Raw genomic sequence first — 11902 nt, 5'->3', positions numbered from 1 at the left:
TCGCCTCCTTGTTCCATTTCAAATCGTTCCAAAAGGAACAATTACTTATATGAATTAAATTACGCCGATTATTTTTGATTGTCAACGAAAAGGCAATGTGAAAAATCACATAGTTTTTGCTATGCTCAAGGAAGACAAGGAGTGAGCATAGATGAGACATGAAATGGGATTATTTGAAGAACCGTTTCGTTCGATTGAACAAGGACGAAAGACCGTCGAGATTCGATTGAATGATCCAAAACGGCAACAGGTAAAAGTCGGTGACCAGATTCAGTTCACCCATGCGGAAACGAGCGAGACGCTACTTGTTCGTGTAACAAAACGACAGGTCTTTCCTGATTTCCGAGCGCTTTATGAACACATACCGAACGAAGCTATCGACTGTGTCGGTTGGTCGCTCGACGAACTCGTGACGTCAACCTACACGATCTATTCACCAGAAGCCGAGCAACAGTATGGGGCACTGGCTCTGACGATCGTATTAGAACCATAAAAAAACGTCTTTTCTACGCTTACAGTAGAAAAGACGTTTTTCAATTCATTCCGGTTCGACGTGAACATGGATATCGTAGACACCATATTCTTCTGTCAGCGTATCCTCGACACGTGTCGCAATATCGTGCGCCTGATGGATATTCAAGGTGGAGTTGACGAGGATGACGACATCGACGACTTCATTGTTTCCATAGTTACGTCCTTTGATTGATTTGATGCCTTTGACACCTTCGAGATCAAAAATGACATCTTCATACATCTTCAGCTTCTTCTCATCGAAGCCATCCGTCAGTTCGTGTGACGCTTCCGTAAAGATGTCCCACGCTGTCTTACAGATCAAGAAGCCGACGATGATCGCGGTCACGACATCGAGCCATGGCATGCCGAACTGTGATCCGACGATCCCGATCGTCGTCCCGACACTGACCCAAGCATCCGATAGATTATCTTTCGCCGCTGCCATGACGGCTTTGCTTTCAATCTCCTCGGATAACTTCTTATTGTAGCGGTAGACGAAGTACATCACGAGGGCTGAACCGATTCCGACGTATGCCGCGAGGATATCCGGTGACTCCTGTTTGCCTTCGAACAACGTCGAGATTGTATCGATCAAGACTTGAAGACCGACTGCCATCATGATGAAGGAAGCTACGAGCGAGGCAATCGTCTCACTTTTCCAGTGTCCGTATTTGTGATCGTCATCTGCCGGACGTTGTGAAATCCGTAAGCCGATCAAGACCGCGATCGACGCGATGATGTCAGTCGCGTTGTTCAAACCGTCCGCCCGGAGTGCGGCAGAATCTGCTGTATACCCAATGATTAATTTTAAAGATGATAACAAGATATAGGCTGCGATACTGATCATCGCACCGCGTTCGCCGCGTTTTAGATTATCGTATTTTTGTTGTTCCATTCTCGTCGCCCCCACTTTCTCTGCGATTAGCAAACCTCATCGTACCAGTCGGAAATCGAGTGGGTCTAGAGAAATCATTTTGTTTCAAACTAGGTAATTAACAAATACGCAATAATGTTGCCCTATACCAAACCAAATTTGATTTGGTCATGTGGCTCTTTTCAAGAAAATCAGCAGCATTATCTTAAAGAGCAACCAACTTTTTTGACTTGTCAGACTCTTTGACGAACATAATTCGTGCAAGTTCTGAAGGGAATCGGTAGACTAAAGATACAACACCAAGAGGAGGAGTTCTCACAATGGCAGAATTCATTAAGAGTGAAGAAACATTCAAGGAATTGATTTCAAGTGATGCACCGGTCATCATCAAGTTCGAAGCCGACTGGTGCCCGGACTGCAAACGGATGGATTACTTCATGCCGGACGTCGAGTCACAATTCGACCACTTACCAATCCACACGATCGACAAGGATGAGTTCCCTGAGATCGCATCGAACCACGATGTCATGGGGATCCCAAGCTTGCTCGTCTTCAAAAACAATGAAAAATTGGCGCACTTGCACAGTGCAAATGCCAAAACACCAGAAGAAGTTACAGCATTCCTAAAACAAAACTTCAACTAGGCAAAAAATAACCTGACGCCGCAGCGTCAGGTTATTTTTTTAACGTTCACACGCGATGCCGTCTTTATCCCGGTCGCTCTTCGTGTTTAAGTTATACGTCGCAAGGCTCACGTATGCTTTGTATTTCGTTGCTTTGTAGATCGGTTTTCCGTTCTTGTCATACCCGGTCCGATTTTTTAGACCCGCTTTTTTCGCGACGCCGCCTTTGTACGTCTTCTGCATTTCCGTACAGTTCTTAAAGGCTTTTGCTTTCGTTGCCGCTTCACTAGCTGCTGGAACATGGATCAAGGCGAGACTGACGACACCCGCGAGTACGAGCCGACTCCATTTTTTCATAGGGACTCCTCCTTTTTTCAAAAAACAACGATTCGTCTTTTGATTATAAGAGGTCATTTTTAGAAATTGTTTCCTTTTTTCATTTTTACGTCAATGTTTTTTAAAATCTGACGATCAACGAATATAGGTCGAACTGACGAGGTCATCTTTTAAGATCGATGTCGGGATCTTAAATTCAACGATGCCCATATATCCTGGAGCGATGCTGTATTCATCAAACGACAGGACTAATTTGTGGTCTGCCGTAATATAGAAGTTTTGCTTCGCTGAAATGTGCTTGAACTGCTCGTCCTCTGGCACATCTGATGTTCCTTCGACAAAGTAGACCTTTCCTTCATCTGCTTTCATTTGACGACGCATCTCTTCTTTTAGATAATCACTGATCGTCGTGATATATCCGTCATCCTTGAACAAGGATGGTAACGTCAGGATAAGCTGTTGCTTCTTATCGATCGTATCGTACTGGACGCTTTCCGCTGCACTTGCCCGTGTTTCAGTGACAGTCCGTCCGATCGACAACAAGTCGTCCGTATCCGTCTTGACGTCGTAGCGGCTATCGACGGCAAATGCCCCTTCCTGTCCGTTCGTCTCCTGTTTGAACTTTTCGTAGAGCGCTTGTCCTTCCGCGATATACTTTTCGTTCAATTGTTGCTCGAGTGCCTTGTCCGGTAACGTCACTTGAGGAGCTTTAATATCAGCCGACTGCTGTGTCTTCGTCTCTTTCCAGTCAATCGTCACGATCTCAGTCAGTTGACCGAAGACCGGCACCTTCGCCATAGCGTCCGCAAACGACGCATTACTATTTAATCCGCCAACGAATAACGTGATCGCGGCGGCTGTAATCAATACGGATCGCTTCGTCCGCGAAGGACGCGTCCGGTGCTCGACTTGGGCAATCATTTCATCGAGTTCTTTTGGAACCGGTGGTTGTTGGTATGCCTGTTTCAGATCATCAAGTTTGTTCGACATCTAAATCATCTCCATTCAATTTCATTTTCAGTAAGGTCAATCCTTTATACAGCCGGGACTTGGTCGTACTTAAATTCAGCTCTAAAATCGTCGCGACGTCTTTTAAGATCAAGTCCTCGAAATAGTGTAAGATGACGACTTCCCGGTACATGACCGGTAGCTCCTCAAGCGCCTGTCGTAAATCGGAATCCGGGTATGTATCTTCTTTCGTCGCGACGAGTTCGATCAGTCGATCCGTGTCGTAACTGATACTATGCTGACGCTTCCGGATCGCATCAATCGCTGTTCGTGTCAAAATCTGATAGAACCAGGCTTTCATCCGTTCCTCATCCTCGAGTCGGTCGAGTGACTGTAACGCTTTTTGGATGCTGTCCTGTATGACATCCAGACTATCCTGTTCATTTTTCATATAACTGTAGGCTAACCAGTAGAGATTCGGTTTGTATTGCTTTAAAAAACGGACGAATGCTTTTTCCCGTTTTCTCATTTGACGAGAGGTCATAGGCCGCGGCTCCTTTTTTCGATATCGTTCTGTGTATACATCATTAAGACGGGCGAGTCGAGAAAAAAGTTGACGACACAACAAAAAAAGGTGACACCAGGTCACCTTTTCATGGAGCAGACTTCATTAAGATAAGGATGATCAACAGAAACGGAACGATGAACAGTAATGGAATACCGACAATTGTGACGCATCCCACATCGATTTTTCGTTGTTTTCGGCGTTCACGTTTCCCCGTCCGTTCTTCGCGCTCATTCACGGGACTCAACATACCATTCACCTTTTCTACTTAATAATGCAAATGCCGTGATGTATCATTCCAGACCTTTACGTGGAGCGTGATCAAGGCAATACCGTACAGGACACTCATGTATAACGAAAACTCACCAAACAGGACATCCGTCCAGGCATTTAGTCCAAACAATGGGATGACAAAGACGAAATAGAACACGAACTGAACACTTGCCAGTCCATCAAACCAAATCGTCTCAGAAAACGCGCCTTCAAGTAACGAAACGCCGTAAATGAATAACGCCGCAACGAGACCAATCCGGATATACCAGACTATAAGTCGAAGCGCTTTATCTTCCTTGATATAGAATAGCGACCCGACTAGAGCAACAAACCAGACGACAGAGGCGATGCTTTGCCATCCGTTAATCGTGCCGTCCGGATGGAGCATGGCGGACCATCCATTGATGCCGATCATGCCAAGTAAACCTACGATGAAGATGAGCCGATACGGTATGTACCTCTGACGCATGACGTTTCCTCCTCTGAAAACGAATAGATGTCACTTCTACGTTGTATATTCCATATGATGGGTTTTATTCCTTTTTCATCACGAAAAATAGTTCGGCTTTTTTGTTTAAGCTGATGACACAACAACAAGGTAATGGACGCGTCCATTACCTTGCCTTAGTCATTCCTTCACTTTAAGATTCACATCATCAATCGTCACGTCATGCGCGGCGAACGGCGAACCTTCCGCGCGTCCCATCAAGAACTTCAACGCACCCATATCGGCTTGTCCCATCGTAAAGGTATAGCTATACGTTTTCGGTGTTGTCGTAATCGGCTCGACTTGACTGAAGTAACGCGTGTACGAAGCATTTTCGATCGTTACTTCGATCGGACGTGGCACGGTCGACGATGCCGTGAAGCTCAATTCATATGTTTTGTCTTTCGCGAGCGACAAGTTCCCTTGCTCGAGCAAGACACTCCATGGTTCTTGTCCTTCCGCAGTGACTTGGACTTTTGCTGCTTCATTGATCGCTGCGATAGCGGCTTGTGCATCATAGTGGATGTACGACGACCACGACGTCAATCCGTTCGCAAACGAACCATTTTTGAGTGGTGACGGATCGACTGGAACTGGTGTGACATCGATCAACACCACATCATCGAGCGAGATTTTTCCGGCTTGTCCACTGAAGTCAAACACAAGCTGATTGTCGTCTGCCGTTTGTGTAGCCGTGAACGGAATATCGACAGTCGTTGCTTGTTTCGTCAACGGTACAATCGTCTGTTGCAATTGATCCTGTGCCCCAGTGATTTTCACCTGAAGTGACTTCGCTTTTTTCGCACCTGCCGTGAATCGAAGCTGATACGCATGCCCGGCTTCCAGTTGAAGTCCCTTTTGTGTTAAGCGAGCCGTCGTTTTTTGTCCATGTCCTTCATAACGGAAATCACGTGACTCGGGATCAACAGATCCTGTCGTCCGCTTGCTACCGTCGAAGTGCCAATACGTCAAACGATCCATCGCCCCTTGATCGAACGTCCCATTATAGACGAGGTTCCCGTCCGCGAGTGCCGGTTTTGTTGCATCTTCATCGATGACACCGCGTGGAATCTGCTCGACACGGACATTCCCGATCTGAACGTTGGCTTTTTCAAGTCCGAGGTTGAACTCCAGACGCGCTGCGAGATCCGTCTCTGCCGCCATATCGAATGTGAACGTATGCCGTTTGACGCTTGGTGTCAGAGCAATCGACTGTTCATTGGAATATTTCGTGTAACCACGCTCTGCTCCACCGCCGACTTTGACCATCATCTTTCGGTCTGCTGTGCTGCTCGCGTCAAAGCTAACTTGGTAACGTCCACCTTGCGCAAGGGATACGTTTTGAATCAGTTGGTGAGAATACGTCTGTGAACCAGGCTGATCAATCGTGACGTCTGCCATCCGTTGCCCTTCTTTTTCAATGATCGCAAGACTTCCTTTGCCACCGAAGTCCGGGAGCGTGACGTAGTTCCAGTACAGTGGATCAAACGACTGATTCCCGGTGATCATCGTGACCGGTTTTTCAAATGCTGCATCATAGACGAGGTTCCCCTCAATCGGTTGCTTGGCTCCGTCCGGTAACGTCACGTTTTCGTAGGTCGGTTCGACCGGTTCACGGTACGCTCGGTTTTTTAAATCATAGACACGGACGTAGTCGACTTCCATCTCGGCTGGGAACTTCGTCGTCGCATCGACTTCTCCATCGAACCAACCGCCGACCGCGAGGTTCATGACGAGATAGAAGTTTTGGTCGAATGGTGCCGGATAACTATAGTTCGTTGCTGCGTTCAAGCCTTTACTGTACCAATCGTTTTGTGTTTGATAGAGGTTGCCGTCAACGTACCAACGGAGTTCGCCCGGCTCCCACTCGACCGCATACGTATGCCATTGGTCGATTCGTTGTCCGTCTGGGAAGTGATAGTCTTTCCCCGTATATTTATTGTTCGGCCAGTTTTCTCCGTAGTGAATCGTTCCGGCGACCTTGTCCGGCTGACTGCCCCAAGACTCCATGACGTCAATCTCACCAGACGATGCCCAAGCGCCATACTTATCTTGCTCCGGTAACATCCAGAATGCAGGCCAAAGCCCCTTTCCGGTCGGGAGCTTCGCTTTGATTTCATAACGACCGTACGTCTTACTGAACAACCCTTTCGTCTTCAGCTTCGCTGACGTGTAATCGTATGTACCGAGATCATCCGTCGTCTTTTCCTGCTTTGCCTTGATGACGAGTTTCCCGTTGCGAATAAACGAGTTGTCCTGCTTCGTCGTGTAGTATTGTTTTTCATTGTTGCCCCAACCTGGTGAGACCGGTTGTCCGTTCGCATCCTTGATCCAGTTCCCCGTATCATATGTCCATTTCGTCCGGTCGAGTTGTTTCGCCTGAAACTCATCCGACCAGACGAGCTTCCACTTCGTCTCTTTTTTGTCTGCCTTCGCGTCGACCGCTTGACCGCTCAGCAATAAACCCGTCCCGACCGCCAGTGCTACCCATGTCTTCATATCTGTTTCCTCCTCTTAGTCAAAAAGAGGCAAGGACGAATGTTCGACCTTGCCTCCTTTGTCACGCTTCTTGCGGAATCGTTGCCTTATGCTGCTCGATGACACCCGCATACCAGTGGGCGCTGTCTTTCCAAATCCGTTCTTGTGTCTCGAAATCGACGTAGAGAATCCCGAAACGCTTATCATAGCCGAAGCTCCACTCGAAGTTGTCGAGCAGTGACCAAAGATAATAGCCTTGGATGTTCATGCCTTCTTCGTTTAAATCAGACACGGCTTGCAAGTGTTGTGCGACGTAATCAATCCGGTTCTGGTCGGCGACGCGACCGTCGATCAATTCGTCGTCGAATGCCGCACCGTTTTCTGTGATATAGATCGGTAAATCCGTATACTCGGCGCGCAAGCGACGAATCAAGTCCTTGAATTCGCTCGGGGCGATATCCCAGCCCATGCCTGTTTTGTCATAATCCGAGTACGCATCCTTCTGCAGGAAATCGTTCGCAGCACTGAACTCGACGAGGTTGCGGCTGTAGAAGTTAATCCCAAAGAAGTCACACGGGACAGAGATCGTCTCCATGTCACCTTCCTCGATGAACGCGTAGGAATGGACGTATTTCGAGAACAAGTTCATCATGTCGACCGGATACTGACCTTTGAAGACTGGATCGAGGAACCATCGATTCGCATATCCGTCTGCATTGTTCATCGCCAGCTGATCGTTGACGGAATCCGTCTTCGCATACTTCGGTGCCAAGTTCAACGTGATACCGATCGGTGTGACCGATTTGAACTCACCCTTCAACAATTCGACTGCTTTTCCGTGTGATAACAACAAGTGGTGCACGGCACGAACGGCTTCGTTCATATCCGTATGACCCGGTGCATGTTGCCCGAGATGGTAGCTAAGGAATCCAGCACACCATGGTTCGTTATGTGTGATCCATGAATCGACGATCCCGTCGAGTTCCGTAAAACAAGCACGAGCGAAGTCGAGGAACCAGTCGACCGATGCCCGGTTGACCCAGCCGCCTTCTTCATGTGCCCACAGTGGTAAGTCCCAGTGGTACAGCGTCACGGCTGGCTTGATGCCTTCAGCTCGCAGACGTGTCGCGAGTTTCTTGTAGAACGCCATCCCTTCCGGATTATAGACCCCTTTTTGCGGGAAGATCCGTGGCCAGGCAATCGAGAAGCGGTACGTGTCGACGCCGAGACGTTTAATGTGCTGAATGTCTTCTTCATAACGGTGGTAATGGTCACAAGCGACATCACCGTTATGTTTTTCGAAGACTTTTCCGTCCTCATCACAAAAGGCATCCCAGATCGAAGGCGTACGTCCGCCTTCGTTGTGGGCTCCTTCGATCTGATACGACGACGTCGCCGTCCCGAATACGAAGTTCGGTGCAAATTTCATATGTGTAATCTCCTTTAAGCTACTTATTCTTTAACGGCACCTGCCGAGATACTGCTGACGATATATTTCGAGAGGAACAAGAAGGCGATCATGATCGGTACGACGGAAATCGCGATCCCGAGATAGAGCGAGCCTAAGTTCTCTGCGACTTGTGATCCTTTCAAGAAGCCCATCAAGACCGGGAGCGTATACTTCTCTGGAGAGAAGAGTAAGACGAGCGGCATGATGTAGTTGTTCCATGAACCGATGAACGTAAAGATCGACATCGTTGCGATCGCCGGCATCATCATCGGTAAAGCGATCGTATGGAAGATTCGGAACTCACTCGCTCCGTCCATCCGTGCTGCTTCGATCAAACTCGGGTGCAAGACGGTCTGGACATATTGTCGGACGAAGAAGACCGTGAACGGACTCGCGATCGCCGGAACGATCAATGGGATATAGCTATCAAGCAACCCGAGATTTTTACTTAATTCATAGAACCCGATCAAACCGAGTTGACCCGGAACCATCATCATGACGAGCATGAAGACGAACATCGCGTTCTTCCCTTTGAACTGATAGAAGGCGAATCCGAATGCTGTCAACGCCGAGAAATACCCTGATAAGACGGTGACTAGGACAGCGATGATCAAACTGTTCTTGAAACCGGACCAGATGTTGACGTAAGAACTGAGTGCGGCGTAGTTCTCAGCGAGCGAGTTCCCCGGAATCAACGAGAATCCGGACAAGACTTCTTCGTTCGAGCGCGTCGCGTTGATGATCATCATCAAAAACGGGATGATACAGGCGATCGTTAAGACGACGAGACCAATATAGATGACACTTTTACCGAACCAGGCTTTCTTTTGTTTCGGTGGTGGCGTCAACTTGAGCGGGCGTTCGACACGCTCCGGTTGTTCCTCCGTTTGTGGCACGATCCGACGTGCTTCTGCATTTCGTTCCATCGGTCAGGCTCCTTTCGGTGAACGTTCTTTTCGGAACATCCCTTTGAAGACGATGATTGAAAAGACGAGCGTGATGGCAAACAGTCCGTATGCGACAGCAGCGGCGTAGCCATAGTTGTTGTATTTGAAAGCTTGGTTATAGAGATAAAGCACCATCGTGTTCAAGGCACCATCCGGCGCACCAACACCATCTGTGATCAACATCGGCAGATCGAATAACTGGAGACCACCGATCAAAGACGTGATCATGATGTAGAGCAAAATCGGTTTTAAAAGTGGCAACGTGATGCGTGAGAAGATCTGCCAACGTGTCGCTCCGTCAATCAAGGCTGCTTCGAAGTAGTCCTTCGAAATCCCGGATACGCCCGCCATGACGACGATGAACGAGTGACCGAGCCACATCCATGTCAGGATGAGTGAGACAGAAATTTGTGCCGTCACCGGTTGTGTTAACCAGTTGATCGGCTCTGAGATGATTCCGATTTTCATCAACATCATGTTCAGTGAACCATGCTGCCAGTCGAGCAAGATGCCGAACAATAAGGCGACCGAGCTGATCGTAATCAAGTTCGGTAAGTAGAACGTCGCCCGGAAGAAGGCAAGTCCTTTTAACTTCAACTGGAGATCCGAGAACAACAAGGCGAGTAATAAGGCGCCGCCGATCTGGAGGATGAAGTTGAGACCCCAAATCTTCAGGGTGTTAAAGAACGCTTCGATGAAGTACGTATCCCCGAGTAACCGCGTATAGTTCGCGAGTCCGACGAGTTGTTCGCCTTCAGCGCCCGTGTAGTTCGTGAAGCTGTAATAGAAAGTCAAGGCAACCGGATAGATGCTGAAGATCAAGAAGACGATCCAAAACGGTGCGATGAACAGATACCCATGGCGATCAAGTTTTTTCACAGGTCAAACCCCTTTCTTAAATAAGAAAAGGTGAAGCGAGGATCGCCCCACCTAGACTCCTTATTCCGGTAATTTGACGTCCGGATACGCGTTTTTGACTTTTTTGTAGAACTCAGCAAGTGCTTCGTCTTTTGATTTTTTACCTTGGACATATTCCATGACCGATGCACCGTATAATGTATCGAGCTGTTGGTCATACTTCGTGACGATCCCTGGAGTAATCTTGTCTGCTTGATCAAGGAAGAACTCGTAGTTGTTCTGTCCGCCGAGGAACTCATCTTTGAAGTCGGTCTTGATTTTTTCAGTAACTGGTTTGTACGCTAACACGTCACCTGTTTCTTTTGCCCAATCTGTTAGGAACGCTTCGTCTTGCGTCATCATCTTGACGAAATCATACGCAAGCTTTTGTTTCTTCGAATCTTTGTAGACACCTAACCACGTACCGCCCCAGAAGTATGGGCTCGGTCCGCTTGTGACAGCCCAGTCACCCGCTGATTTTTTCGCGTTTTCTTTGAGAACACTGTGAAGACCCCACGTCGGGAGGACGTAAGAGAAGACTTCTGTTTCAGTCTCTTTACCGTTTTCTTTGACTTTGACTGGTTTATCCATCCCTGCGAACCATGATGGTGACCATTCTGGTGCAAGTGCTGTATATTGTTTCGTCCGAAGTTCTTTCGCGTAATCCATGTAATCCTTCTTGTCTTGCGTCAAGACGAGTTCTTGCTTATCGTTGACCCAAGGTTGTGGATCATTCCCTTGTGCGAACCAACGGATCGATCCTTCATCCGGGAACATCTTGTAGCCTTTACTCTTCATTTTTTCAGCGACTTCGAAGACGCCGTCCATCGAGTCCATCATGCCGCCGATTTCTTTTGGATCGTCTGTACCGAGAACTTTTTTCGCGATGCTTCGTTTGTAGTAGACGCCACCTGGTGTCGTTTGCCATGACAGCGCACGCACGTTACCGTCCTTATCTTTCCCCATGTCATAGACGTACGGGATGTAGTCATCTTTGACTTCGCCTGCGTTGAATGGTTTTTCAGAGAGGTTCGCCCAGTACCCAGCATCGACCCACTGCTTGAGGAACGCAATCTCACCTGTGAAGATATCCGGTGCTCCGACACCACTCTCAAGTGCTGGTTTCAATTTCGTCGGGTAATCGGCGATCGGCACGATCGTCAATTCGACTTTGACTCCGTTTTTCTCTTCGAACTTTTTGATTGGCTCTTTCAACTCATCTGTGAACGACCAGATTTTTAAGACTTCTTTCCCGCCGCTCGTCTTTTCTTCGCTGCTACCTGTACATCCAGCAAGGACACTTGCTGTTAACGCACCGACTGTTAACACGCTAACTAATTGCTTCTTCATCTCATCTCATCCTTTTGTTAAGTATTCCGCTTATAGGTAAGCGGTTTCAATTTGTTATTCAAAAATATCGAAAGCGCTTTCGAAAAGGCTTTAAAGAAAATTCCCGAAAGCCCTTTCGGAAAAAGTGATAAAAAATGATTTCGAAATCGCTCTCGCTTTTC

The 11902-nt window shown here is 47.8% G+C and carries 13 protein-coding genes; 2 read left to right on the top strand and 11 right to left on the bottom strand.

Features of this window, described 5'->3' with window-relative positions:
* Window positions 1–151: 151 nt before the first annotated feature.
* Window positions 152–493: an ASCH domain-containing protein gene (locus ESP131_RS04170; RefSeq protein ID WP_069940236.1), complete on the top strand. Its 342-nt coding sequence runs from the start codon at window positions 152–154 to the stop codon at window positions 491–493.
* Between the two features lie 45 nt (window positions 494–538).
* Here the strand turns inward: ESP131_RS04170 and ESP131_RS04165 are convergent, their stop codons facing one another.
* A complete protein-coding gene (locus ESP131_RS04165; protein ID WP_023466924.1) occupies window positions 539–1408 on the bottom strand; it encodes a cation diffusion facilitator family transporter in 870 nt (289 codons plus the stop codon).
* 299 nt (window positions 1409–1707) lie between these two features.
* Between ESP131_RS04165 and ESP131_RS04160 the strand changes: the two genes are divergently transcribed.
* Window positions 1708–2031, top strand: coding sequence for a thioredoxin family protein (locus ESP131_RS04160; RefSeq protein WP_023466923.1), 324 nt, complete (start codon window positions 1708–1710; stop codon window positions 2029–2031).
* A gap of 39 nt (window positions 2032–2070) precedes the next feature.
* On the opposite strand, the gene ESP131_RS04155 is transcribed toward ESP131_RS04160, so the two are convergent.
* The 10 genes from ESP131_RS04155 to ESP131_RS04115 form a co-directional block, all read right to left on the bottom strand.
* Window positions 2071–2367 carry an excalibur calcium-binding domain-containing protein gene (locus tag ESP131_RS04155; protein WP_029343294.1) on the bottom strand — a complete coding sequence of 99 codons (297 nt, stop codon included), beginning with the start codon at window positions 2365–2367 and terminating at the stop codon, window positions 2071–2073.
* Between the two features lie 114 nt (window positions 2368–2481).
* Window positions 2482–3336, bottom strand: coding sequence for an anti-sigma-V factor RsiV (locus ESP131_RS04150; protein ID WP_069940235.1), 855 nt, complete (start codon window positions 3334–3336; stop codon window positions 2482–2484).
* The gene (locus ESP131_RS04145; protein WP_047392144.1) at window positions 3320–3823 is read right to left on the bottom strand and encodes an RNA polymerase sigma factor SigV; all 504 of its coding nucleotides are present in this window, start codon (window positions 3821–3823) and stop codon (window positions 3320–3322) included. The genes ESP131_RS04150 and ESP131_RS04145 overlap by 17 nt, the downstream gene beginning before the upstream one ends.
* 124 nt (window positions 3824–3947) lie before the next feature.
* On the bottom strand, window positions 3948–4097 hold the full coding sequence (locus tag ESP131_RS16615) for a hypothetical protein (RefSeq protein ID WP_156772485.1): 150 nt from the start codon (window positions 4095–4097) through the stop codon (window positions 3948–3950).
* 30 nt (window positions 4098–4127) lie between these two features.
* Complete coding sequence (locus ESP131_RS04140; protein ID WP_069940234.1) at window positions 4128–4601, bottom strand: hypothetical protein; 474 nt, start codon at window positions 4599–4601, stop codon at window positions 4128–4130.
* A gap of 159 nt (window positions 4602–4760) precedes the next feature.
* Window positions 4761–7118, bottom strand: coding sequence for a carbohydrate binding domain-containing protein (locus ESP131_RS04135; protein ID WP_069940233.1), 2358 nt, complete (start codon window positions 7116–7118; stop codon window positions 4761–4763).
* Between the two features lie 61 nt (window positions 7119–7179).
* Window positions 7180–8526: a GH1 family beta-glucosidase gene (locus tag ESP131_RS04130; RefSeq protein ID WP_069940232.1), complete on the bottom strand. Its 1347-nt coding sequence runs from the start codon at window positions 8524–8526 to the stop codon at window positions 7180–7182.
* A gap of 23 nt (window positions 8527–8549) precedes the next feature.
* Window positions 8550–9473, bottom strand: a complete 924-nt coding sequence (locus ESP131_RS04125; RefSeq protein ID WP_082627437.1) for a carbohydrate ABC transporter permease — start codon at window positions 9471–9473, stop codon at window positions 8550–8552.
* A 3-nt stretch (window positions 9474–9476) separates the two neighbouring features.
* Complete coding sequence (locus tag ESP131_RS04120) at window positions 9477–10373, bottom strand: carbohydrate ABC transporter permease (RefSeq protein WP_023466912.1); 897 nt, start codon at window positions 10371–10373, stop codon at window positions 9477–9479.
* Between the two features lie 60 nt (window positions 10374–10433).
* Window positions 10434–11741: an ABC transporter substrate-binding protein gene (locus ESP131_RS04115; RefSeq protein WP_069940231.1), complete on the bottom strand. Its 1308-nt coding sequence runs from the start codon at window positions 11739–11741 to the stop codon at window positions 10434–10436.
* Window positions 11742–11902: the final 161 nt, after the last annotated feature.

Source organism: Exiguobacterium sp. U13-1 (assembly GCF_001750115.1).
Lineage (GTDB): Bacteria > Bacillota > Bacilli > Exiguobacteriales > Exiguobacteriaceae > Exiguobacterium_A > Exiguobacterium_A acetylicum.
This window is presented reverse-complemented; position numbering and strand designations above follow the sequence as displayed.

Excerpts from the sequence above, each read along its gene's own strand:
- ESP131_RS04160 (WP_023466923.1), top strand. The coding sequence starts at position 1,708 with ATGGCAGAATTCATTAAGAGTGAAGAAACATTCAAGGAATTGATTTCA.
- ESP131_RS04150 (WP_069940235.1), bottom strand. The coding sequence starts at position 3,336 with ATGTCGAACAAACTTGATGATCTGAAACAGGCATACCAACAACCACCG.
- ESP131_RS04135 (WP_069940233.1), bottom strand. The coding sequence starts at position 7,118 with ATGAAGACATGGGTAGCACTGGCGGTCGGGACGGGTTTATTGCTGAGC.
- ESP131_RS04130 (WP_069940232.1), bottom strand. The coding sequence starts at position 8,526 with ATGAAATTTGCACCGAACTTCGTATTCGGGACGGCGACGTCGTCGTAT.
- ESP131_RS04140 (WP_069940234.1), bottom strand. The coding sequence starts at position 4,601 with ATGCGTCAGAGGTACATACCGTATCGGCTCATCTTCATCGTAGGTTTA.
- ESP131_RS04170 (WP_069940236.1), top strand. The coding sequence starts at position 152 with ATGAGACATGAAATGGGATTATTTGAAGAACCGTTTCGTTCGATTGAA.
- ESP131_RS04115 (WP_069940231.1), bottom strand. The coding sequence starts at position 11,741 with ATGAAGAAGCAATTAGTTAGCGTGTTAACAGTCGGTGCGTTAACAGCA.
- ESP131_RS04125 (WP_082627437.1), bottom strand. The coding sequence starts at position 9,473 with ATGGAACGAAATGCAGAAGCACGTCGGATCGTGCCACAAACGGAGGAA.
- ESP131_RS04155 (WP_029343294.1), bottom strand. The coding sequence starts at position 2,367 with ATGAAAAAATGGAGTCGGCTCGTACTCGCGGGTGTCGTCAGTCTCGCC.
- ESP131_RS04165 (WP_023466924.1), bottom strand. The coding sequence starts at position 1,408 with ATGGAACAACAAAAATACGATAATCTAAAACGCGGCGAACGCGGTGCG.
- ESP131_RS04145 (WP_047392144.1), bottom strand. The coding sequence starts at position 3,823 with ATGAGAAAACGGGAAAAAGCATTCGTCCGTTTTTTAAAGCAATACAAA.